The sequence below is a fragment of the Micromonospora sp. NPDC005220 genome (assembly GCF_040607895.1).
Lineage (GTDB): Bacteria > Actinomycetota > Actinomycetes > Mycobacteriales > Micromonosporaceae > Micromonospora.
This window is the reverse complement of the sequence record NZ_JBEXHP010000040.1, coordinates 1-23,018: the sequence shown is the minus strand read 5'-3', so window position 1 is coordinate 23,018 and position 23,018 is coordinate 1. Positions and strand designations below refer to the sequence as shown.

Here is a 23,018-nt window from a genome sequence, read left to right as displayed (position 1 = left end):
CTGATGACTGACTTCGACCCGGCCACCTTCGCCAACGTCGGCCCCAAGGAGTTCGCCCAGCTGGTCAAGTCCACCCCGGACGACAAGATCGCCCAGGTGATGTCCGGTGACATGCGGGACAAGATCCTCGGCGAGGTGTTCGGCCGGATGCCGTCGCTGTTCCGCGCGGACCGGGCCGGTTCCACAAACGCCGTCATCCACTGGGTCATCACCGGTCGCCCCGACGGTGGCAGCGACACCTACGAGGTGGTCATCGCCGACGGCACCTGCGTCGTGAACGAGACCCCGCAGCACGACCCGAAGCTGAGCCTCACCATGGGCCCGGTCGAGTTCCTGAAGATCGTCTCCGGTGGCGCCAACCCGGTGATGATGTTCATGACCGGCAAGTTGAAGGCGAAGGGCGACCTCGGCCTCGCCGCCAACATCGCCAACCTGTTCGACATCCCCAAGGCCTGACATGGCTGAGTTCTCGCTCGACCTGAACGAGGAACAGCGGGATCTACGCGACTGGGTGCACGGCTTCGCCGCCGAGGTCGTGCGCCCAGCCGCCGCCGAGTGGGACGAGCGCGAGGACACCCCGTGGCCGGTGATCCAGGAAGCCGCCAAGGTCGGCCTCTACGGCTTCGAGTTCCTCGCCACCTGCTGGGCCGACCCGACTGGGCTCTCCCTGCCGATCGCCAGTGAGGAACTCTTCTGGGGTGACGCCGGCATCGGCCTGAGCCTCTTCGGCACCTCGCTCGCCGTCGCCGCCATCTACGGCGCCGGCACCCCCGACCAGATGGTCGAGTGGGTGCCGCAGTGCTTCGGCGACGTCGACTCTCCGGCCGTCGCCGCGTTCTGCACCAGCGAACCGGAAGCCGGCTCCGACGTCGGCGCGATGCGCACCCGGGCCGTCTACGACGAGGCCACCGACGAGTGGGTGCTGACCGGCCAGAAGGCGTACGCCACCAACGGCGGCATCGCCGGAGTGCACGTGGTCACCGCCTCGGTCGACCCCACGCTCGGCTCCCGGGGCCAGGCGGCGTTCGTCGTACCGCCCGGCACCCCCGGCCTGGCCGCCACCCGCAAGCTGCGCAAACTCGGCCTCCGCGCGTCCCACACCGCCGACGTCTTCCTCGACGGGGTACGCGTACCCGGCCGCTGCCTGCTCGGCGGCAAGGACGCCCTCGACGAGCGGTTGGCCCGCGCCCGGTCCGGGCAACGGGCGACCGGACAGGCCGCGATGCGTACCTTCGAGCTGTCCCGACCCACCGTCGGCGCGCAGGCGCTCGGCGTGGCCCGGGCAGCCTACGAGTACGCGCTGGACTACGCGAAGGACCGGGTCCAGTTCGGACGCCCGATCATCGAGAACCAGGCGGTCGCGTTCGCGCTGGCCGACATGCGGATGGAGATCGACGCGGCGCGGCTGCTGGTCTGGCGCGCCTCCTGGATGGGCCGCAACAACCGCCCGTTCACCGCGGGCGAGGGGTCGATGTCCAAGCTCAAGGCCAGCGAGGTGGCGGTGTCGGTCACCGAGAAGGCGGTGCAACTGCTCGGCGGGGCCGGCTTCCTGCGTGACCATCCGGTCGAGCGCTGGTACCGGGACGCCAAGATCTACACCATCTTCGAGGGCACCTCGGAAATCCAACGGCTGGTCATCTCCCGGGCGATCTCCGGGATGCAGATCCGCTGAACGCTGTCGGCCCGGCCCCTTTCCAGGAGTCGGGCCGACAGCGGTCGGGATTCCACCATCTGTGCCGTCTTCGTCACCCCACGCCGACGCCGACTGGGCCTCCGGCCGCGCCCAGTGCATGATCAAAGAAAGAAGCCTGATGGACGGGGCCGCCCCGTCCGCGCACCACCCCGAGGAGGTCTGCGGCATGGACCTGCCGTTCATCGTCACCACGCTGACCCGTCGCGGCCTGCTCACCCCCGGCAGCCCGATCCGGGTCGCCTCGCAGCTCAACGCTCTGCGTACCTGGGGGTGGAGCCTGGCGGGCGAGTTGCGCCAGGCGGCTGCCCGCGACCCCGGCCGGGCGGCGATCATCGACGAGGATGGTGTCGAGCTGACCTACCACGACCTGCTCGACCGGGCCGAACGGATGGCCCGCTCGATGCGGGCCGGGCTCGGCGTACAGGCCGGCCAACGGATCGGCGTGCTCTGCCGCAACCACCACGGGCTGATCGAGACGATCGTCGCCGCCACCCTGCTCGGCGTCGACGCGGTACTGGTCAACACCGGGCTCAGCGCCGCCCAACTGGGCACCGTCGCCGAGGAGCAGCGGCTGCGGCTGCTCGTGCACGACGACGAGTTCGCCGAGCGGGTCCTCGGCCTCCCCGCCGAACTGCCCCGGCTCGACGAACGCGCCCGCGAGGAGTTGGTGGCCGGAGCACTCCCGGGTGACCTGCACCCGCCGGAGCGCGACGGCCGGATCATCGTGCTCACCTCCGGCACCACCGGTACGCCCAAGGGCGCTCGCCGGCCGACGCCGAGCGGTTTCGGACCGCTGGTGTCCATCATCGACCGGATCCCCCTGCATTCCCGGGACCGGGTGATGATCGCCGCGCCGATCTTCCACACCTGGGGATTCGCCGCCCTCCAGGTGTGCCTGGCACTGCGGGCCACCATCGTGCTGCACCGCCGCTTCGACCCGGCCGCCACGCTCGCCGCCCTGACCGCGCACCGGTGCGACGCGCTCTTCGCCGTACCGGTGATGGTGCAGCGGCTGCTGGAGGTGCCGCCGCCGGACCCCCGCCCCACTCTCACTGTCGTCGCGGTCAGCGGCTCCGCCCTGCCCGGCGGGCTGGCCCCGAAGTTCATGGACGTGTACGGAGACGTCCTCTACAACCTCTACGGGTCCACCGAGGTCTCCTGGGCCTCCATCGCCGGCCCGCAGGACCTGCGTCAGGCACCCACCACCGCTGGTCGTCCGCCGCACGGTACCCGGCTGGAGATCCTCGACGACGACGGCCAGCCCGTACCGGACGGACGGGTCGGGCGGATCTTCGTCGGCAACGAGATGCTCTTCGAGGGCTACACCTCCGGTGCCAGCCGGGAAACCCACGACGGCCTGCTCGACACCGGCGACCTGGGCCGGCTCAACGCCGACGGGCTGCTCTTCGTCGACGGCCGGGCCGACGACATGATCGTCTCGGGCGGCGAGAACGTCTTCCCGTCCGAGGTGGAGGACCTGCTCGCGCAGTTGCCGCAGGTCCGCGAGGCGGCCGTGATCGGCGTGCCCGACCCCGAGTACGGCCAGCGCCTCTCCGCGTTCCTCGCCCTGCACCCCGGCGAGACGCTCGACCCCGAGGCGGTCCGCGAGTACGTCCGGCACTTCCTGGCCCGGTTCAGCGTCCCCCGGGACGTGATCTTCGTGAAGTACCTGCCCCGCAACGCCACCGGCAAGGTGCTCACCCGCGAACTACGCCGCTACTACGGCTGACCGCCGTTCAGGGGTAGAGGGTCAGGCCCGGCGCCCGCGCCAGCTCGACGAGCTCCTGCGAGGTCAGCAGCGCCTCGCGGGCAGCCCGGGCGCCTGGGCCGCGGTCCCCGTAGAGGAGGTTACCTGCGGTGACCGTCACCGACGTGCCGTCCACCCGCATGAGCTGCACCCAGCGCAGAGTGCCCCCGGCCGGGTCCGTGCTGGTGCTGAGCATCGCCACCCCGTCGTCGCCCAGCCCCCACACCTCGCAGTTCCGATGGTCAGGCGCCTCCGCACAGTCCGCCTGCGCTTCGGCCCCAGTGGGGCTCACGGCCACCTTCAGATGGCTGTGCCGCCCGTCGCGACTCAGTGTTGCGATCGTCTCGTACTGCCGGTATGGAGGTTGGTACGCGAACTGCGGCCGATCGCACTCGGGCACCGTCCCGGTCACGGTGAGGTTCGTCGGCACGGTGGTGGCCAGCGCCGCCCTCAGCGCCGCGGTCAGCCGAGGTACGCCCACCTCCCAGGGCTCCGTCGGGCGTACGCGCACCGTGTCGTACGTCGCCAACGGTGGCTCCGGTCCGCTGGGCAACGGGATCGGTGCCGCGCAGAGCGACGCATCGCCAGACCCGGAACTCATCGGTGGCAGGGCCATCTCACCCGGTCCCGGTGCGGCGACCAGGGTCGGCACCGCGACGGCCGCCACGGCCGCGGCGACCCCGGTACCGGCCAACGTCAACGCCCGGTGTCGGCGGCGCTGCCGGTCGGCGGTAATCAACCCGTCCAGATCGACCCGGCTCGGCGGCGACCCGGCCACGGCGTCCCGGAAATGCCTCGTCAGTTCATCCATCGGTCCGTACCTCCTCGATTCGAGTCGGCAGGTCGACGAGGCGACCACGCAGCGCCTCGATCGCCCGAGCCGACTGGCTCTTCACGGTGCCGGCGGTGCAGCCCAACTCGCGGGCGGTCTCCTCGACGGACAGGTCGCAGAAGTAACGCAGCACCAGGACCGCGCGGCGGCGCGGCGGCAGCTCGGCCAGCAGAGCGAGGATGGTCAGGCGATCCGCGGCACCCTCGGTGGCGCCGGCCGCCAACGGCTGATCCGGCACCTCCGCCCAGGCTGCCTCCCGCCGCCACGGCCGGCGCCGCTCGTCCAGCCAGACCCGCAACAGGGTGCGCCGGACGTACGCGTCCGGATTGTCCATGGCGGACACCCTCGGCCAATGCCTGAGCAGCTTGATCAGCGCGGTGGACACCAGGTCGTCGGCCGTGTGCCAGTCGCCGCACAACAGGTACGCCGTGCGGCGTAACGACTCCAGCCGCGCGCCGACGTAGTCGCGGTAGCCCTCGACATCGACCGGCATCCGCCCGCCACCCCCTCGTCTCACCGGTCAAACGGCGGAGGGACGGCCGGGGGTTGCCCGGTTTCAGCCGGGAATCGTGATCCGGCCGTCGATCGCGGCGGCGGCGATGTCGGTGCGGTGCTGCGAGCCGGCCAGCTCCACCCCGTTCACCAGCGCGTACGCGGCATCCCGCGCGGCGGCCAGGTCGGCGCCGGTGGCCGTACCGCAGAGGACCCGGCCGCCGGCGGAGAGCAACGCGCCGTCGCTGGCCCGGCGGGCGGTGCCCGCGTGGATGATGCCCGGACCGTCCGCGCCGGTGATCACGTCGCCGGTACGCGGCGCGGCCGGATAGCCCGGCGAGGCGAGCACCACCGTCACGGCGCTGCCGTCCCGCCACCGCAGCGGCGGGTGCTCGGCCAACGTGCCGGTGGCCGCCGCGTGCAGCAGCCCGCCCAGCGGCGTCTCCAGCAGCGCGAGCACCACCTGGGTCTCCGGGTCACCGAACCGCGCGTTGAACTCGATCACCCGAGGGCCGGCGGCGGTGATCGCTAGCCCGACATAGAGCAGGCCGGCGAACGGGGTGCCGCGGCGACGCATCTCCGCCAACGTCGGGTGCACGACGTCACGCATGACGTCGTCGACCAGGCCGGCCGGCGCCCAGGGCAGCGGTGCGTACGCGCCCATGCCACCGGTGTTCGGCCCGGTGTCGCCGTCGCCAAGCCGCTTGAAGTCCTGTGCCGGCACCAGCGGCAGCGCCGCCTCACCGTCGGTGACCACGAAGAGGCTGACCTCCGGGCCGTCGAGGAACTCCTCGACCACGACCCGTCCACACTCGTTGGCGTGCGCCAGCGCGGCGGCCCGGTCGTCGGTCACCACCACGCCCTTGCCGGCGGCGAGCCCGTCGTCCTTCACCACGTACGGCGCGCCGAACTCGTCCAGCGCCCGAGCGGTGCTCTGCTCGTCCGTGCAGACGTACGCCCGGGCGGTCGGCACGCCGGCGGCGGTCATCACGTCCTTGGCGAACGCCTTGGAACCCTCCAACTGAGCGGCCGCGCCGGATGGACCGAACACGGCGATGCCCTTGGCGCGTACCGCGTCGGCGACCCCGGCGACCAACGGCGCCTCGGGCCCGATCACCACCAGGTCAGCCGCCGTCTCCACGGCCAATGCCGCCACCGCGGCCGGATCTGAGGCGTTGACGGCCCGCAGCTCGGCGAGCCCCGCGATCCCCGGATTACCCGGCGCCGCCACGAGCGCGGAAACGCCCGAATCCGCCGCCAGCCCGAGAGCAAGCGCATGCTCCCGCCCGCCACCACCCACCAAAAGAACCCGCACGCCCGAGATCCTACTGTCCCCCGCCCAAACCCCCGCCGAGCCTCGGTGATCAAGAGGTTTGCGTCAGCTGCGGACTCATTCTTGACGCAAACCTCTTGATCACCTTCGCTGGGCAGCCGCGATCGCTTGGCGGACCGTCCACGGGATGTAGTCGGGGTTCAGGGTGTCCCGCCAGGTGAAGCGGAGGATGGTCCAGCCGGCGTTGACCAGGCGGTTCTGGCGACGGCGGTCAGCGTAGGCGGCCTCCGGAGTGTCGTGCGCGTCTCGGCCGTCCGCTTCGGCGATCAGCCTTGGGCCACGCCAACCCAGGTCGCCGATGCCGAGCAGATAGCCGTCGTCGTCGCGTACCTCCAACTGCAGCGTGTCTGGCGGCACCCTGCCGTCCACACACCGCAGTCGGCTACGCGTCTCCAGCGGCGACTGCGCCCGCCCGTCCGCCTCGGCCAGACAGGCGCGTGCCAGGACCGCACCCCGCCGCCCCCGGATCAGGTTCGGGATGGTCGCCCGGCGCGCCGGGTCGATACGGCCCCGGTTCAGCGCTGAGTCGAGGACCGAGACCGCTGGATAACGATCAACCCGAAGGATCACGTCCGAGACGGTGCGGATTGGGGAGGTCGCCGGGATGCCTGCAACCTCGACGACGTCGCCGGAACCGACGGTCACCTGATGCACCGTCAACCACGGCACCAGGGAGCGCTGGGGCCGAGGTCGATCGACTGGGACCGAGACGTGTACCTGTGATGTCCGACGAAGACCCGCGATGCCGTGCAACTCCAACGCCGAGTCCAGAACAGCGAAGGCGCCCGGGCCCAGGCTCAATACCGCCGCGCGGATTCGCGCCCGCCGAAGCGTCGAATCACTGAACTCCGCATCTGGAACGAAGCAGCCACGAAGAAGCCGCTGCCACCTGCCGGACCGGTGCAACTGTCGGATCTGGTCCCTGGTCAGGCCGGCACGCAATGCCTGGCCCATGGTGACCAGGCCGTCCTGCCCGGCCGCGATCTGGCGAAGAAGCTGATACGCACCCACGCCCACACCCTGCCCACCTGCCCCACCCGAGCGAAGCCCCTGTGGACAACCCCCTGCTCCCTGTGGATAACCCCGCCCACTTCGGCTCGGTGATCAAGAGCTTTACGTCAACTTCGCGGGGAAATCTGACGCAAACTTCTTGATCACCGGGCCGAAAGGTGGAGGGGCGCGGGGTTAGGGGAGGAGGGGGTGGAGGTGGACGTTTTCTTCTCGGCCTGGGCCTACGCCTACGACGCTCACTCTCGTGTTGCAGAGTTCTTCGACCCGCGCGATGTAGCGGCGGGCGTTCTCCGGGAGGTCGTCGATGGTGCGGGCCTTGGTGATGTCCTCCCACCACCCGTCGAGTTCCTCAAAGACGGGCTTGGCGTGGTGGAAGTCCGTCTGGCTCATCGGCATGTCGTCGACCCGGACGCCGTTGATCTCGTAGCCGACGCAGATCGGCACCTTGGGCAGCCCGGTGAGCACGTCCAGCTTGGTGATGACCAGGTCGGTGACGCCGTTGAGGCGGCAGGCGTACCGGGCGACGACCGCGTCGAACCACCCGCACCGGCGCTCCCGGCCGGTGGTGGTGCCGTACTCCGCGCCGATCTTGCGCAGGTGGTCGCCGTTGGCGTCGAACAGCTCGGTCGGGAACGGCCCGGCACCGACCCGGGTGGTGTACGCCTTGCTCACCGCGATGACCTTGTTGATCGCGGTCGGCGGGATGCCCGCGCCCACGCAGGCGCCACCGGCGGTCGGGTTGGACGAGGTCACGAAGGGATACGTGCCGTGGTCCATGTCGAGCATGGTGGCCTGGGCGCCCTCCAGCAGCACCGTCTCGCCCCGGTCCAGGGCGTCCCAGAGCATCGCCCGGGTCTCCGCGATGTACGGCTTGAGCCGCTCCGCGTACTCCAGGTACTCCTCGACGGTCGCCTCAAGGTCGATCGCCTTGCGGTTGTAGACCTTGAACAGGATCTGGTTCTTCTCGCGCAGCGCGAGTTCCAGCTTCTTGCGCAGGATGCCCGGGTCGAGCAGGTCCTGGAGGCGGATGCCGATCCGGGCGACCTTGTCCCCGTACGCCGGGCCGATGCCGCGGCCGGTGGTGCCGATCCGGGACGAGCCGAGGTAGCGCTCGATGACCCGGTCCAGCGCCCGGTGGTGCGGCATGATCAGGTGCGCGTCACCGGAGATCCGCAGCCGGGACACGTCGACGCCGCGCTCGGCTAGGCCGTCGATCTCGGCGAGCAGCACCTTCGGATCGACCACCACACCGTTGCCGATGATGATCATCGCGCTCGGCGAGAGCGCGCCGGACGGCATCAGGTGCAGCGCGTACTTCTGGCCGTCCGGGGTGATCACCGTGTGTCCGGCGTTGTTGCCGCCGGAGTAGCGCACGACGTAGTCGACCCGCTCACCAAGCAGGTCGGTAACCTTGCCCTTGCCCTCGTCGCCCCACTGAGCGCCGATGAGCACGATCGCTGGCATCTTTTCCGCCTCCAGAAGGCTCGGGTGCCAGGTGGCGACCGCTCGGCGAGCCCGGGGTGTCAGGTTAACAAGTAGTGACGGCGTGGCCGGCAGGGGTCGCGTCGAGAGGCAGGAGGCTCCTTCCGTGTACGACGTGGTGCTGCTCACCCTCGGTTCGGAGCGGGACGCTCCCGGGGGCTGTGGCAGCGGCGGGGCCTGCTGCGGCGGTGCGACCGGGGCCGACACCGCCCCGACGAGCCAGACCGACGCCGCCCAGACCGGGACCGCCCAGACCGACGGCAACCAGACCGACTCCGGCCAGACCGACACCGACCGAGCCGACAGCGGCCAGACCGGCCAGACCGAGCAGTGCGCGACGGAGCGACCGCGGGTGCCGGTGCTGGCCTGCGCCGATGCGCTGAACGCCCGGGGCGCCCGGGTGGAGACGATCACCGCCCGTTCCGACGCGGAGATCGACGCGGTGTTGGCCCGGCTCGACGGCCCGGCCCGGCCGGACGGTCTCACCTGGCCGGACCCGGACAGCAAGACCCGGCTGGTCGTCGCCACGGCCAGCGACGGGCAGTTGCGCGCCGTGCTGCGCCGGCTGGTCCGGCGGTACGCCCCGGCGCCGAGCAAGCGCCCGGCGGACCTGCCCGGCAACCGCACCCTGCCCGACCTGCCTCCGGTGGCCGTACTCCCGCTTGATCCGGCCCGTGCCGGCACCCACCGGGACCTGGCCGCGCAGCTCGGGCTGCCCCGTGACCCGGCGGCGGTGGCCGCCGCGGTGCTGGACGGCACGCCGCGCCGGCTGGACCTGCTCCGCAACGACGGCGGTTCGGTGACCCTGGACGGCGCGCTCCTCGGTGCCGCCGACGACGCCGGTCGGCCGCTGCACTGGCGCGCCCGGGTGGAGGTCGACGACACCATCCTCACCGACGGTGCGGAGCCGCTGCTGGCCTGTGCGGTCGGCAACGCCGGCGGGTACGCGACGCTCGACGACGTGACGCTGCTGACCGCGCCGGACCCGGCCGACGGCCAGGTCGAGGTCGCGGTGGCCGTTCCGGTGGTCGTCCGCTCGGCGTGGGGGCGCAAGCGGGTACGCCTCGAAGTTCGGCGGGCCCGTGGGCGGGCGGTGTCGGTGCTGCCCAGGGAGGGCAAGGTGCCGTACCTCGACGATGGTGTCGAAGGTGAGCTGACCCGCAAGCGTTCGTGGTGGATCGAGCCTGGTGCCTGGGCGGTCTGGTCGATCTGACCTCGACCGCACCGACCGGCCGACCTGCCTGCGCCGAGCGGCCCTGCCGGGCGAATGGGCCTATCCTCGCAGGAGGACTGGGGAGGGCCGTAATGGACGAGAACGCCGACCGGGCGCAGGTGCCCGGCCAGCAGCCGGTGCCGGAGCGGGACGTCGAACCACTCTGGCCTCCGGATCCGGGCGACCGCGGCGCGGTGCCGCCCTGGGCTGCGGTCGCCGAGCAGCGGGGTGGGCCATCGTCGGTCACCTCGCCGGTCACGCCACCGGTGGCCGCGCCGCCGATCGGACGACCGCCGGTTCCCGGTCAACCCGGCGCCGCGGCCCTGTCGCCGCCGTCGCCGTCGGACTACCCGTCGCTCACCGGCGCCGTCCCGGCGCCCGGGGGGTGGGCGCCCAGCGGCCCGTCCGGCACCGGATCGGGTTGGGCGCCCGCGCAGCCGAGTTGGCCACCACCGACCGACCCGGCCGCTGCCGCACCGCCGCCCACTCCGCCAGTGACCGGCACCCAGCCGCCGGCAACCGGCAGCGGGAGCAACGGTGGGCCAACTGGCACCGGCATCCCCGCTGCCGCTGCGACACCGAGCACCACCTTCGCGCCGTGGGACGGCCGACCCGCCGCGAGCGGCGCGGCCGGTACAGCGAGCGGCGCGGCCAGTGCAGCGAGCGGCGCGGCCAGTGCAGCGAGCGGCGCGGCCAGTGCAGCGAGCGGCGCGGCCAGTGCAGCGAGCGGCGCGGCCAGCAAGGCTGGCGAGGCGACGCAGGTACAACCCGACGACCGGGGGCCGAGCACCGCTCCGATCACCCCGGGCGGGGTCGACCTGGACCTGCCGTTCACCCTGGACCGCCCCACCGCCACCGACCGACCCATCCCAGCCGGCCCCGCGCCGGCAGACTCCCCGACCGCGGGCCCTGCGGGGCCCGGACCGGCATCGCAGGCCGGCGGGCCAGCACCCCAGCCCAACGGGCCGACACCGCAGCCCAACGGGCCGAGTACGCAGGCTGGCGGGCCCGGTGCGGACGGGTCCGCCGACGGGCCGGCGCGGCCGATTGCCGACTCGCCGTGGGCGTATCCGCCGCAACGCCCGGCTGGAGCGGCCGGTTCCGCGCAGGAGGAGGCCAGCGCGACGCCTCCGATTCCGCCTCCGCCGCCCGTCGTCCCGCACGCCGTCGTGCCGTCCGCCGGCCCCGCGCAGGCACACCCCGGGCAGCCGTTCACCCCGGCCATCCCCGGTCAGGCCGGCCCGGCGCAGATTCCGCCGCCGCCCGACCTGACGCAGTTCAGCAACCCGCCGCCCGGCCCTCCCACGCCGCAGCAGGCGGGGCCGGTGACTCCACCGCCCGGGCCGTTCCCACCATCGCCGGGTTGGTACCCACCGCCCTGGCAGCAGGGCTCGCCCGGCGGCACGCCCGGACAGTCGTACCACGAGGTCGACGGGGTGGCCCGGGTGCCGGCCCCCGGGTACCCGGATGCGACCGCGTACCCGGACGCGACCTGGACACCGGAAGAGACCGCCGCGCCGACCGCCGAGGACTTCGCCCGACGCCGCCAGGTTCGCCCCGCCGACCCGGTGGCGACCATGGGGGTACGCGCGGTGGTCAACAAGATGGGCCTGCTCCGGCTCTCGCCGGGGCGGCACGAGCAGGAGCTCAAGCGGGACATCGAGATGGTGCGCCGCAACTTCGGCGGTCTGCGGCAGGTGACAGTGGTCAACCCGAAGGGCGGCGCCGGTAAGACGGTGGCCATCCTGCTGCTCGCGATGACGTTCGGTCAGAAGCGCGGCGGCTACGTGCTGGCCTGGGACAACAACGAGACCCAGGGCACCCTCGGGATGCGCGCCCAACAGGACTTCCACTCCCGCACGGTGCGGGACATGCTGCGTGACCTCGGGCAGTTCCAGGGCGCGCACGGGCGGGTCGGCGACCTGTCGCAGTACGTCCGCTCGCAGGGCGAGGGGATGTTCGACGTGCTGGCCTCGGACGAGTCGGCCACCGGTGGCGAGATGCTCACGGCTGCCGCGTTCGCCGAGATCCGTGAGGTGGTCAGCCGGTTCTACAAGTTGATCTTCGTGGACACCGGCAACAACGTGCGGGCGCAGAACTGGCAGGCGTCGATGGACGCCACCGACCAGTTGGTGGTCACCATGTCGGCCCGTAACGACTCGGCCGAGACCGCCGCCCGGATGCTCGACCACCTGGAGCAGAGCGGCCGGCAACGGCTGGTCCGGCAGGCCGTGACGGTGGTGTCGATGCCGCCGTCCCGCAAGGAGATCGACCTGCCGGCCATCCAGGAACACTTCGCGGCCCGCACCCGGGCGGTGCTGCTGGCTCCGTACGAGCGGCTCATCGACAGTGGCGAGCCGATCCGGTACGGCGGGCTCTCCTCGGCCACCCGCGACGCCTGGCTGAAGATCGCCGCCGCGGTCGCCGAAGGGCTGTAACCCGCCGACGGCCGGCCCGGTGTCGGGCCGACCGCCGGGGCGGGGTCAGTTGCTCGCGAGCGCGTCCGCCGCTTCCGGGTCGCAGTCACGCAGGAACTGGGCACAGCGGGCCGCCTCGTCGGCCTCGCCGATCTCGTCGGCGGCGCGGGACAGCAGGTACAGGCAGCGGAGGAAGCCCCGGTTGGGCTCGTGTGACCACGGCACCGGGCCGTGCCCCTTCCACCCACTGCGGCGCAGCTGGTCGAGGCCCCGGTGGTAGCCGGTGCGGGCGTACGCGTACGCCGTCACCACCTGGCCCTGCGCGAACGCCCGCGCCGCGAGCTCCGCCCAGGCCGCGCTGTAGGTCGGGAAGCGGGCCGCCACCTCGGCGAACGCCTCATCGGTGCCGGCCTCCTCGGCGGCGGCCAGGGCGGCGTCGGCCTCGGCGTTCAAGGGCAGGCGGGTGGCCGGTGGCTCTGGCAAAAGGTTCTGCATCGCCCCATTCAACCCGCTGCACGGGGCGACACGCGAGCGGGTCGGCCGACGTGTTCCGCTGAACGGCTGAGGAGTTGGTCACGCCTGCGGCCTATGCCGCTGCCTGGTGTTTTCCACTACAACTAATGGTCCGGAGCCTCCCCAGGAACCGGTTACGCAGGAGCCCGGCGGCCACGACCGCCGGGCTCCTGTCGTTTCCACCCCCGGCCCGAGGTTTGACCGGCCCCGGCGGAGGGGCAGGATGGCCCGGTGCCGACCCCACCTCCCGCTGACGTCATCGAGCCGCACCTGCACGCCGGCGAGATCCAGACCCGAGCCGAGTTCGATCAGCAGCTGGCCACCGGCCGGCTGACCGGGCTGACCGTGCAGGGCCTGCGGCTCGACCTCACGCCGGTGCCCGACCTGACCGGCATCGACGTCGCCGGCACCCTCTTCGTCGGTTGCCGGTTCGCGTCCCGGGACGTCGGCGCCGACCTGGTGCGGCGCGGCGCGAACGTGGTGCCGCCGTTCTCGGGGTTGCCGTACCCGACCCAGCCGTCGCACCTCTACACCCCGGACGACCTGGCCGCCGGGTTCGCCGAGGGCGGGTTCACCGGGATGTACGACACCCGGGTGTACGACCACTACCGGGCGCACGGCGGCGCGCTGCCGGACGTCAAGGAGGCGCTGGGTCAGCGGCTGCACGACCACGGCGTGGACAACGCGCTGGCCGACGCCACCCGGGTCTGGCTGACTGCGTACGGGCCGCAGTCGGTGGTGGGCATCATGGGCGGGCACGCGGTGCGGCGCGGCAGTCCCGCGTACCGGATGGCTGCCGTGCTGGGTTGGGAGCTGGCGCGAGCCGACCGGCTGGTGGTGACCGGTGGCGGCCCCGGGGTGATGGAGGCCGCGAACCTCGGCGCCTACCTGGCGGGCCGACCGGCGACGGATGTGACGGCGGCGATCGACCTGCTGGCCGCCGCTCCCGACTTCACCGACCACCACCGGTACACGGCCACCGCGCTGACGGTCCGGCAGCGGTACGCGGCGCTGCCCCGGCAACGCGGCGACGATCTGAGCTGGGCGCGTGCGGGTGGGCTGGCCGTCCCGACCTGGTTGTACGGGCATGAGCCGGCGAACCTGTTCGCCGGGCGGATCGCCAAGTACTTCTCGAACGCGATCCGGGAGGACACCATCCTGCGGCTCGCCCGGGGCGGCATCGTCTTCGCGCCGGGACGGGCGGGCACGGTGCAGGAGGTGTTCCAGGCGGCCACCAAGACCTACTACGGCACCGACGGTGCCAGCGGCGCCTACATCTTCCTGGACCGTGACTACTGGACCCGGGAGCTGCCGGTGGAGGCGCTGTTGCGCCCGCTGCTGGCCGCGTCTCCGTTCGGTGACCTGTCGTCGACGATCCACCTGACCGACGACGTTCGCGAGGCCGTACGCCTGCTGACGACCTGACGACGACGGCCGGCGCCCCGGGTGGGGAGCCGGCCGTCGGTCAGACGTCGTTACTTGGTCATCGTGGTGCCGGTGGAGCGCAGGTGCTCGCACGCCTCGACGACCCGGGCGGCCAGGCCAGCCTCGGCGGCCTTGCCCCAGGCACGCGGGTCGTACAGCTTCTTGTTGCCGACCTCGCCGTCGACCTTCAGCACGCCGTCGTAGTTGCGGAGCATGTGGTCCGCGACGGGCCGGGTGAAGGCGTACTGGGTGTCGGTGTCGATGTTCATCTTCACCACGCCGTAGTCCAGAGCCTCGCGGATCTCGCTCAGCAGGGAGCCCGAGCCGCCGTGGAAGACCAGGCTGAGCGGCTTGTCCTTGCCGTACTTGGCACCGACCGCCTCCTGGATCTGGTTGAGGATCTCCGGACGGAGCTTGACGTTGCCCGGCTTGTAGACGCCGTGCACGTTGCCGAAGGTCAGCGCCGCCATGTAGCGGCCCTTCTCGCCGAGGCCGAGCGCCTCGACCATGGCCAGGCCGTCCTCGGTGGTGGTGTAGAGCTTGTCGTTGATGGCGTTCTCGACGCCGTCCTCCTCGCCACCGACGACGCCGACCTCGATCTCAAGGACGACCTTGGCCTTGGCGGCCTCGTCGAGCAGCTGCGCGGCGATCTGCAGGTTCTCCGCGACCGGCACGGCCGAGCCGTCCCACATGTGCGACTGGTACAGCGGCTCCTCGCCGCGCTTCACCCGCTCCTGCGAGATGCCCATCAGCGGACGGACGAACTTGTCCAGCTTGTCCTTCGGGCAGTGGTCGGTGTGCAGGGCGATGTTGACCGAGTACTTCTTGGCCACCTCGTGCGCGTACGCGGCGAACGCCACCGCGCCGGTGACCATGTCCTTGATCGAGGGGCCGGAGAGGTACTCGGCGCCACCGGTGGAGACCTGGATGATGCCGTCGCTCTCCGCGTCGGCGAAACCCTTGAGCGCCGCGTTCAGCGTCTGGGAGGAGGTCACGTTGATCGCGGGGTACGCGTACCGGCCAGCCTTGGCGCGGTCCAGCATCTCCGCGTAAGCCTCGGGGGAAGCGATGGGCATGTGATGTGCTCCTTACTTACCACTCTCGGCCGTGCTGGCCGCTGTTCTTCATTTGTGCGCCGGACCGCGCTGTCCTCCACCCCGAAGTATCCCGTAGGTGAGGTGCGCCGGAACAACCGACCCGGGTGCTGGCCGTTCACCGCCGGTCCAGGTTGTCCGGCACGATGACGCTGATCAACCAGGTCACCACTGTCATCACGATGGCTCCCCAGAACGCCGGCCAGAATCCGTCCACCCGGAACGGCAGGTCGAGCCCGCGCGCGATCCGGTCGGTGAGCAGGAACAGCAACGCGTTGACCACCAGCGCGAACAGGCCCAGGGTCAACAGGTAGAACACGCAGCCGACGACCCGGATCACCGGCTTGAGCACCGCATTGATCACGCCGAAGATCAGCGCCACCACGATCAGGGTGAGGACGGTGTTGCCACCCGAGCGGCCGTGCACGTCCACCCCGGGCACGATCAGCGTGGTTATCCACAACGCGACCGCGGTGATCGCCAGTCTGATGAGGAAGCCCACGGCACCATCCTGGCACCGGGTCGTGTCGCCGAGGGCTGATTCCGCCTACTCCGCTTCCGGGCGGTACGCCCGCCCAGCCCGTACGGTGGGTGGGAACCGTGCCCCGAGACTCCCGGGAGGGACGATGGGTCAGCCCGACGAGGACTTCACCCCCGGCGACCACCTCGCGCCTCACGAACGCGACCCCGAGGCGGACCCGGCGGACGCGGTCGAGCAGGCCACCGTCGCCGGCCCTGCCGACGTCGACAGTGAGCCGCACCGCGGCCTGGAGGTCGACGACTGGGACGCGATGGAGCAGGCCCGGGTTGTCACCGGCGACGAGGACGACTACCGCTGACCCCGCGTACCGCAGTAGCGGGGGACCGACCGAACATTGCGGTGACTCTGATCAACCTTTCGGTTCGTCTTACGCGGTGGGCGGCTCCGCGGGCTGCAGTGAGCCTTAGCGATTCCTTAAGATCCGCAGGCTCCACCTGATCCCCCAACTGGAGGAACCCCCTCATGCTCACCCACTCCACCCGGCGTTGGCTCGCCGGTCTGGGCGTAGCAGGCGCGTTCGTCGCTGCCTCCGCCAGCCCGGCCGTCGCCGCTCCCGCGGCGACGACACCGACTCCGGCCGAAGCGCATGCGGCGGAGGGCTTCGACCTGTACGCCAACAACGTCATCGTCGCTCCTGGCGGCCCCGAGAAATGGGTCTCGCTCTACTCCCTCATTGAGCAACCGCTGACCGATTACACCGTCAAGGTGGACCGCAGTGCGGTAAGTGGTTTCGCCGATGTGCAGACGCCGGTCTGGCCCGACTCCTGCAAGGAGACGACCACCGTCATCACCTGCACCGTGAAGGACGCGGAGGAAGCGAGTGTGCAACTGCTCGCTCTGACCGTGCTGCCCCGCGATGGGGCGAAAGCCGGCCAGGAGGGTGAGCTGACGTTCACTGTCACCACGCCGAACGCTGGCACGGCCAGCTTCCGCTCCACTGTCACTGTCGGCGAGGGTGTCGACCTGGTGTCTGAGCCGTTCATGCACCTGGAGGGCGCCCCCGGCGACACCAAGAAGTCACCTCTGTCCGTGGGCAACGCGGGCGAGAAGGCCGTCGAGGACGTGGTGCTCTTCTACTTCGGCTCGTACGGCCTCGCTCCTGACAAGCGGTACGAGAACTGCGAGTACACCGAGAAGGACTTCGACGCCTACGCCTTCGCGTGCAAGATCGACGCGACTCTGGCGCCGGGTGCGGGTGCGACGCTGGACGGGTCATTCGGTTTCGCCATCCCCGGTGACACCTGGGCCCCCAGCGAACACTACGGCTTCGCCACCTGGCTCACCCCCGCCGACTGGGAGGCCTTCCGCGCCGAGGTGCCGACCGCCGGCGAGCTGGGCGAGAAGGGCACCGATGGGGTCCTGAAGTTGGAGCCTGCCGACAAGCCCAAGGCTTCCGCCAGCTCGTCGCAGACCGACACCAACCCGTTCAACAACGAGACGCTCCTGCGGCTGAAGGTCAAGGGCGACCAACAGGCCGACGTGGTGGCGAACGGCGCGTCCGTGTCTGGGGCGGTCGGCAAGACCGTGCCGGTCAAGGTCGGTTTCACCAACAACGGTCCGGCGGCGATCAACGCCGGCGGTGACCGGGGTATCTACACCATCGCGCTGGTCACTCTGCCCAAGGGCACCAGCGCCGTCGAGGCCCCCGAGACCTGCGTTGACGCGGAGGGCGAGTTCGGTGAAGACGCCGGCAAGCCCGGCGCGACCGCCTACACCTGCTTCGTGGATGGTGTGCTCGGCAAGGGCAAGACCGCCGAGTTCCCGTTCTCGCTCAAGGTGGATGAGTCGGGCAGCCTGGCCGGCACCATCGAGCTGATGCACGGTGGCCCGGACGAGAACCTCACGAAGGACCTCGACCCGTCGAACGACGTCGCCAAGATCCTGGTCAACGCGGCCGGTGGCACGGGCGGTGGTGACGGCGACGGTGACGGCGGCTCGCTGCCGATCACCGGTCAGTCCACCGGCCTGATCGCCGGCCTCGGCGCGCTGCTGCTCGCCGCGGGAGTCGGCGGCTACCTGGTGGCCAAGCGCCGCCGGACCCGCTTCGTCGCCTGATCCATTCCGCACCACCGGTGCCCCGTCGACCACCACGGTCGGCGGGGCACCGTCGTTGAGCCGCACGGTGCGGGCGGGTGGTGACGGGCCGGTCCGGCGCGGCCGGGACCTTGGGCTTCGGTACCCTTTGTGGCCGTGGACACAGCTGAGACGACTCGCGCTCTCGTGGAGAGCGTCGCCCTGAACCCGCTCGATCCCAAGGACCTGTTGCAGACCTTCGGGCTGATCGGCGTGTGGGTGATCCTCTTCGCCGAGACCGGCCTGCTGGTGGGCTTCTTCTTCCCGGGTGACTCGCTGCTGTTCCTCGCCGGGGTCGCCTCGTCACCGGTGGCAGACGCGATCTTCGGCGACGGCACCCGCCTCTCCCTTGCCGGCCTGCTGATCGGTGGGCCGATCTGCGCGATCCTCGGCGCCCAGCTGGGGCACTGGCTCGGCGCGCGGTACGGGCGGCCGATGTTCGAGCGACCGAACTCCCGGCTCTTCAAGAAGGAGTACGTGGAGAAGGCCGAGTACTACTTCCAGAAGTTCGGCCCGGCGAAGGCCGTCGTGCTGGCGCGCTTCATTCCGATCGTCCGGACGTTCCTCAACCCGGTCGCGGGGGCGCTCGGCATGCCGGCCAGGAAGTTCCTGCTCTGGAACATCGTCGGCGCGGTGCTCTGGGTGGACGGCATCCTGCTGATCGGCTACCTGCTGGCCGAGCAGATCTACCAGGCCATCGGCGACAAGATCGACCACTACATCCTGCCGGTGGTGGCCCTGATCATTCTGATCTCGGTGCTGCCGATCTTCTTCGAGTTCCTGCGCGACCGGCGGGCTCGTAAGCGCGGCGAGGCGGTCGCGGTGGTCGCGGCGGCCAGTGCCGCCGGCGCGGTGGAGGCGGCTCGCGAGGCGTTCGACCACGACGGGCACCAGCACGGCCGTCAGCGCCCGGAGCACGGTCAGGATCGTTGAGAGGTACGACGACGGCCGGCCCCCTGGGAAGGGGGTCGGCCGTCGGCATGTCGAACCCGGCCTCCGGTGGTGCGACCGGGGACGAGCAGGTGTCAACCACCGGTGGCGCCACCCCTGGCTCGCCACCGGACGCCGCCCCGGCTCGGGACGGCGTGGAGTGCTACGTCAGCGAGCCTTCTTGGTGGCTCGCTTACGCGGCGGGGTCAGCAGGTCGGCGATCGTCGCGATCGCACTCGGGACCAGGCTGTAGTACGCCCAGACACCGCGCTTCTCCCGCTGCAACAAGCCGGCCTCGGTGAGGATACGCAGGTGATGACTGACCGTCGGCTGAGAGAGGCCGAGCGGCGCCGTCAGGTCACAGACGCACGCCTCGCCCTCGGGGGCCGACTGGATCAGGCTGAGCAGCCGCAACCGAGCAGGATCAGCAAGGGCCTTGAGGACCCCGGCGAGACGCTCGGCATCGGCACGTTCGATCGGCTCGCCGTTTAGCGGCGAGATCTGAGGCATAGTCATTTCGGCCAACGCAGTTCCCACGTATTCCATCCTTCCACCAGCAGCATCGATCCGCCTGCATATCAGCAGATCCGAATCGGCAGACTTTTACGCCACAAGGCCGAGGTCAGCCAACGTATAGGCCGCCCGGTACGGCAATCCGGCGGCTCGCACCGCGTCGCCGGCGCCTCGATCAACAATAACCACCACGCCCACGACTTCCGCCCCGGCCTCGCGAAGCGCCTCGACAGCGGTCAAAACACTTCCGCCCGTCGTCGATGTGTCCTCCACCGCCAACACGCGGCGGCCGGCCACCTCCGGTCCCTCGATCCGTCGCTGAAGACCGTGGGCCTTGCCCGCCTTGCGCACCACAAAGGCGTCCAGGGCCCGGCCGGTCGGAGCGGCGGCGTGCAGCATCGAGAGCGCGACAGGGTCCGCACCCAGGGTGAGGCCCCCGACCGCGTCGAACTCCCAGTCGGCGGTGAGGTCGAGCAACACCCGGCCGACCAGAGGAGCGGCCTGGTGATGGAGCGTGACGCGCCGCAGATCCACGTACCAGTCTGCCTCGCGCCCCGACGAGAGCACGACCCGTCCGTGGACCACAGCCAGGTCGGTAATGAATTTGCGCAGGTCGTCGTGGTCCCCCATGGCGATAGAGGTTACTGCGCAACTCTGAACGCCGTATGCGGGGTCCACCCTGATCAGCCCCGAGGGAACCGATGACTAGCGATGTCCGACTACGCTCAGCGACTGGTCCGACAGCGGCGCGCCAACGCCGTCCCACCGTCCGCTCGGTGCGGACGGGCCTGTCGAAGCTCAGCGCTCGTCGCGACCTATCCGGCCGCGGGTGTCCCGCGCGACCGCCTGGAGTAGCCGCCGCGGCGCGTGTCGCATGCCGGCGACGACCACCTTGTACTTCCACGCGGGGATGCTGACCATCTTGCCTTTGCGCAGGTCACGCAGGGCTTCGTCGACCACATCCTCGGCCCGCAGCCACAGCCACTCCGGCGTCTTGGACATGTTGATGCCGGCCCGCTGGTGAAATTCGGTGCGGGTGTAGCCGGGGCAGAGAGCCATCACCTGAACGCCGAACGGCCGCGTCGACTGGCCGACAGACTCACTGAAGTTGGTGACCCACGCCTTGCTGGCCGAGTACGTCGATCCGGGCATGGCCGTACCGAAACCGGCGACCGAAGAGACATTTATCACTGCCCCATTTCGCCGTTCAGTCATCGGCCGGAGCGCCGCCAGGGTCAACCGCATGACCGCGTGCACGTTGAGCCGTAACAGTCGTGCCTCGTCCTCCGCGGTTGAGCGCAGGAACGGTTTGTTCAGGCTGATGCCCGCATTGTTGACCAGCAGGTGCACCGGGCTGCCATCGGCGAGCCGTCGCTCCACGGTGGCGCAGCCGTCGTCGGTGGACAGATCCGCTGGGATCGTCTCCACCTCGCGGCCGTACGTGGAACCCAGCTCGGCGGCCAGCTCGGTCAGCCGGGCCGCGTCGCGGGCCACGAGCACCAGGTGCCAGCCGTCGGCGGCCAGCCGCCGGGTGAACGCCGCGCCGATGCCGGCGGTGGCCCCGGTAACCAGGGCTCGGCGCTCGGCAGTCGTGGGGTCGAGCGTCACGGGGCGGTCCTCACCTGGGCGGGTACGGGGGCGCGGGCGGCGGAGGCTGGTGCGAGGCGGGCAGGAACATGGGTGGTGCGGTTGGCGTCGTCGAGCGGTGGCGGCCGAACCAACTGTTCGCCGCCGGCAGCACCAGCAACGTGGCTACTACAAGGTAACCGAGCCCCTGTGCGACGGAAAGCCCAGCGTTGAGCGGGATCCACCAGGACGGGTACGCGTCGCCGATCAGGCCCAGCAACTCGGCGAGCGCCTGCTCGCCGGAGCCCAGTTGCAGTGGCGCGGCCCGTTCACCGACGACCACCGCCACGCTGCAACAGCCGGCGAGCAGGCCGAGCCCGCTGACCACCCAGGTCGCCACCCGGACGCCGTTGCGCCCGGCCAGCAGCCCGAAGGCCAGGCCGGCGAGCAGCGGCGCGGAGAGCACCGCCACCACCGCCGACAGCACCGCAGACGCGCGAAGCAGAGTCACCACGTCGTTGATCTGCTCCGGGCTCGCCGAGGTGTCGCGGGCGGCGGTGCGGAACGCGTCGACAGTCCCGCCCAGCACCACCAGGTCGACCACGGCGTACGCGAGCGCGGCCACCGCCATCACCAACAGCACGGTCGCGGCCGACAGGACGACGGCGGGCCGGCGGGCCGGTGCCGATTCGGGGTACGACACGACGAATCCCTCCGGTAGGCGTCGGGTTGCAACCTACTCGGAGGGATCGTCGGCGTCGTGCTTATCGAGCCGTCAGCTCGTCGACGGCGGGGCTGACCCGGGCCGGTCCGTGGGCGGCGTGTCGTCCGGCCGGTTCGTGGCCGGTGGCGGCGGGTAGCTCGGCTCCCCACTCGGCGGATAGCCCGGCTCACCGGACGCCTGCGGGTAGCCCGGCTCACCGGACGCCTGCGGGTAGCCCGGCTGACCCGGCGCCTGCGGGTAGCTGGCGCCCGGGGTCGGCGGCTCCCAGGCCGCGGTGGGCTTGCGGAAGAACGGGTTCGCCTTCGGCAGCGCCAGCAGGACCAGCGCCGCGATCAGCGCGATCAGGCTGAGCACACCGATCAGGAGGCTGACCGGGGTGGCCCAGGAAGGCAGGGCGTCCTCCAGCCGGCGCTGGATCTCCTCGGGGCTCGGCCCGTCGCCGGACGTCCCGCCACCGGTGTTGAAACCGCCGGACGCGTTGCTGAGCAGGCCTCCGCCGACGCAGCAGACCATGATGCCGCCGACGATCCAGGTGGTGATCCGGGCACCGTTGCGGCCCTGGTTGTTGAAGAGGGCCAGGACGCCCAGCACGATGGCGAGCAGCAGCAGGACGATGCTGCCGCCGATGCCGATGGCGACGACGACGTCCGCCACCTGGTCGCCGTCGGTGCTGCTGCCCGCGTAGGCGTCACGAAGCGCGTCCCGCGTCGTGCCGATGGTGCTGAGCGTGATGATCAGACTGATCACCTGGAGCGCCAGGAACAGGAAGAGCAGGTAACTGGAAATCGACACAATGGATGGCCGCTGACGGGCCGGCGTGCTCTGGGGATCGACCACGATTCTCCTTCCCTAAGATCGCGCCCACACCGTATCGACAACCAGCCAGTTCGGCATGCCGTGACGAGCCCGGCGCGCCCATCTGGCCAGGGCTCAGCGGGCCTCGGGCATGGGGCGGATCGTCAGGTCGGCGGGGTCGAGCAGGTCACCCCGGGCCACCCGCCAGCCCTCTTCGCCGTACGCCTCGAACGAGAGCCGCGCGGTGCCCCCGGACTGGTAGTCGTGGTAGCGCATGGTCCCGGTCGACGGCAGCTCGGTCTCCCCGGTGGCGGTGTAACGCGCCTGCCCGGTCTCGGCCCAGGTGTAGCGCCGCCCGCCGAGTTCGATGGTGGGGGCGCCCGGGGTGACGGTGGCGCCCGGCTCGGCGGTCCAGAGCACCAGTTCGAGTTCCGGGCCGTCCTCCACGGAGAGCCGGTGGCGGGTGCCGGAGTCGTCGTCGAGGAGGTGCTGCACCCAGCTCCAGTCACCCTCGACCAGGCGGATGGTGGCGCTTACCGCGTACTCCCGCTCGCGGATCCGCACGCGGTCGCCCGGGGTCAGGCGGAGCGGGCCGCCGCGCGCCGGCTCCGCCGCGGCACCGCG

At 71.1% G+C, this 23,018-nt stretch carries 23 protein-coding genes and 1 pseudogene; 9 read left to right on the top strand and 15 right to left on the bottom strand.

All coding sequences use genetic code 11. The annotated features are described in order from the left end of the window. The first annotated feature begins 3 nt into the window (after nt 1-3). From ABZU52_RS17090 to ABZU52_RS17080, 3 genes are all read left to right on the top strand, one after another. Entirely contained in the window at nt 4-456 is a 453-nt protein-coding gene (locus tag ABZU52_RS17090; protein ID WP_354971970.1) for an SCP2 sterol-binding domain-containing protein, read from the top strand. A 1-nt stretch (nt 457) separates the two neighbouring features. After that, nucleotides 458-1,672, top strand: coding sequence for an acyl-CoA dehydrogenase family protein (locus tag ABZU52_RS17085; protein WP_354971969.1), 1,215 nt, complete (start codon nt 458-460; stop codon nt 1,670-1,672). A gap of 187 nt (nt 1,673-1,859) precedes the next feature. Then, nucleotides 1,860-3,422, top strand: a complete 1,563-nt coding sequence (locus tag ABZU52_RS17080) for an AMP-binding protein (protein ID WP_354971991.1) — start codon at nt 1,860-1,862, stop codon at nt 3,420-3,422. A 7-nt stretch (nt 3,423-3,429) separates the two neighbouring features. Here the strand turns inward: ABZU52_RS17080 and ABZU52_RS17075 are convergent, their stop codons facing one another. The 6 genes and pseudogenes from ABZU52_RS17075 to ABZU52_RS17050 all read right to left on the bottom strand — a co-directional run bounded on the left by ABZU52_RS17075 (nt 3,430) and on the right by ABZU52_RS17050 (nt 8,572). Continuing rightward, on the bottom strand, nt 3,430-4,251 hold the full coding sequence (locus tag ABZU52_RS17075; protein WP_354971968.1) for a hypothetical protein: 822 nt from the start codon (nt 4,249-4,251) through the stop codon (nt 3,430-3,432). Then, a complete protein-coding gene (locus ABZU52_RS17070) occupies nt 4,244-4,765 on the bottom strand; it encodes a SigE family RNA polymerase sigma factor (RefSeq protein WP_354971967.1) in 522 nt (173 codons plus the stop codon). Before ABZU52_RS17070 ends, ABZU52_RS17075 begins: the two co-directional genes overlap by 8 nt. A gap of 63 nt (nt 4,766-4,828) precedes the next feature. Next, nucleotides 4,829-6,079, bottom strand: coding sequence for a phosphoribosylamine--glycine ligase (gene purD, locus ABZU52_RS17065; protein ID WP_354971966.1), 1,251 nt, complete (start codon nt 6,077-6,079; stop codon nt 4,829-4,831). 99 nt (nt 6,080-6,178) lie between these two features. Beyond that, on the bottom strand, nt 6,179-6,742 hold the full coding sequence (locus ABZU52_RS17060) for a DUF559 domain-containing protein (protein WP_354971995.1): 564 nt from the start codon (nt 6,740-6,742) through the stop codon (nt 6,179-6,181). Nucleotides 6,743-6,970: 228 nt separating this feature from the next. Beyond that, nucleotides 6,971-7,108, bottom strand: a pseudogene (locus ABZU52_RS17055) (type IV toxin-antitoxin system AbiEi family antitoxin domain-containing protein); the annotation flags it as partial. Between the two features lie 174 nt (nt 7,109-7,282). Further along, the gene (locus ABZU52_RS17050; protein WP_354971965.1) at nt 7,283-8,572 is read right to left on the bottom strand and encodes an adenylosuccinate synthase; all 1,290 of its coding nucleotides are present in this window, start codon (nt 8,570-8,572) and stop codon (nt 7,283-7,285) included. A 124-nt stretch (nt 8,573-8,696) separates the two neighbouring features. On the opposite strand from ABZU52_RS17050, the gene ABZU52_RS17045 reads away from it, so the two are divergent. Further along, nucleotides 8,697-9,803: a diacylglycerol kinase family protein gene (locus ABZU52_RS17045; RefSeq protein ID WP_354971964.1), complete on the top strand. Its 1,107-nt coding sequence runs from the start codon at nt 8,697-8,699 to the stop codon at nt 9,801-9,803. A gap of 92 nt (nt 9,804-9,895) precedes the next feature. Then, nucleotides 9,896-12,241 carry a chromosome partitioning protein gene (locus ABZU52_RS17040; protein ID WP_354971963.1) on the top strand — a complete coding sequence of 782 codons (2,346 nt, stop codon included), beginning with the start codon at nt 9,896-9,898 and terminating at the stop codon, nt 12,239-12,241. Between the two features lie 45 nt (nt 12,242-12,286). Here the strand turns inward: ABZU52_RS17040 and ABZU52_RS17035 are convergent, their stop codons facing one another. Further along, a complete protein-coding gene (locus ABZU52_RS17035) occupies nt 12,287-12,715 on the bottom strand; it encodes a DUF3151 domain-containing protein (protein ID WP_354971962.1) in 429 nt (142 codons plus the stop codon). 249 nt (nt 12,716-12,964) lie between these two features. Between ABZU52_RS17035 and ABZU52_RS17030 the strand changes: the two genes are divergently transcribed. After that, complete coding sequence (locus ABZU52_RS17030; protein WP_354971961.1) at nt 12,965-14,158, top strand: hypothetical protein; 1,194 nt, start codon at nt 12,965-12,967, stop codon at nt 14,156-14,158. A gap of 50 nt (nt 14,159-14,208) precedes the next feature. Here ABZU52_RS17030 and fbaA read toward each other — a convergent pair whose 3' ends face one another. After that, nucleotides 14,209-15,234: a class II fructose-bisphosphate aldolase gene (gene fbaA / locus ABZU52_RS17025; protein ID WP_354971960.1), complete on the bottom strand. Its 1,026-nt coding sequence runs from the start codon at nt 15,232-15,234 to the stop codon at nt 14,209-14,211. A 136-nt stretch (nt 15,235-15,370) separates the two neighbouring features. Then, nucleotides 15,371-15,754: a phage holin family protein gene (locus ABZU52_RS17020; RefSeq protein WP_354971959.1), complete on the bottom strand. Its 384-nt coding sequence runs from the start codon at nt 15,752-15,754 to the stop codon at nt 15,371-15,373. Nucleotides 15,755-15,878: 124 nt separating this feature from the next. Between ABZU52_RS17020 and ABZU52_RS17015 the strand changes: the two genes are divergently transcribed. The 3 genes from ABZU52_RS17015 to ABZU52_RS17005 all read left to right on the top strand — a co-directional run bounded on the left by ABZU52_RS17015 (nt 15,879) and on the right by ABZU52_RS17005 (nt 18,799). After that, entirely contained in the window at nt 15,879-16,091 is a 213-nt protein-coding gene (locus tag ABZU52_RS17015) for a hypothetical protein (protein ID WP_354971958.1), read from the top strand. Nucleotides 16,092-16,255: 164 nt separating this feature from the next. Continuing rightward, complete coding sequence (locus ABZU52_RS17010) at nt 16,256-17,848, top strand: LPXTG cell wall anchor domain-containing protein (protein WP_354971957.1); 1,593 nt, start codon at nt 16,256-16,258, stop codon at nt 17,846-17,848. 129 nt (nt 17,849-17,977) lie between these two features. After that, a complete protein-coding gene (locus ABZU52_RS17005) occupies nt 17,978-18,799 on the top strand; it encodes a DedA family protein (RefSeq protein WP_354971956.1) in 822 nt (273 codons plus the stop codon). Between the two features lie 165 nt (nt 18,800-18,964). Here the strand turns inward: ABZU52_RS17005 and ABZU52_RS17000 are convergent, their stop codons facing one another. The 6 genes from ABZU52_RS17000 to ABZU52_RS16975 all read right to left on the bottom strand — a co-directional run. Then, complete coding sequence (locus ABZU52_RS17000) at nt 18,965-19,342, bottom strand: metalloregulator ArsR/SmtB family transcription factor (RefSeq protein ID WP_030332125.1); 378 nt, start codon at nt 19,340-19,342, stop codon at nt 18,965-18,967. A gap of 57 nt (nt 19,343-19,399) precedes the next feature. Beyond that, on the bottom strand, nt 19,400-19,939 hold the full coding sequence (gene pyrE, locus ABZU52_RS16995; RefSeq protein WP_354971955.1) for an orotate phosphoribosyltransferase: 540 nt from the start codon (nt 19,937-19,939) through the stop codon (nt 19,400-19,402). Between the two features lie 168 nt (nt 19,940-20,107). Continuing rightward, on the bottom strand, nt 20,108-20,917 hold the full coding sequence (locus ABZU52_RS16990; RefSeq protein ID WP_354971954.1) for an SDR family oxidoreductase: 810 nt from the start codon (nt 20,915-20,917) through the stop codon (nt 20,108-20,110). A gap of 10 nt (nt 20,918-20,927) precedes the next feature. Further along, the gene (locus ABZU52_RS16985; protein ID WP_354971953.1) at nt 20,928-21,578 is read right to left on the bottom strand and encodes a hypothetical protein; all 651 of its coding nucleotides are present in this window, start codon (nt 21,576-21,578) and stop codon (nt 20,928-20,930) included. A gap of 72 nt (nt 21,579-21,650) precedes the next feature. Further along, a complete protein-coding gene (locus ABZU52_RS16980; protein ID WP_354971952.1) occupies nt 21,651-22,436 on the bottom strand; it encodes a hypothetical protein in 786 nt (261 codons plus the stop codon). 93 nt (nt 22,437-22,529) lie between these two features. After that, nucleotides 22,530-23,018 (bottom strand): DUF4178 domain-containing protein (locus ABZU52_RS16975; RefSeq protein ID WP_354971951.1); only part of this gene is annotated, 489 nt, incomplete at its 5' end.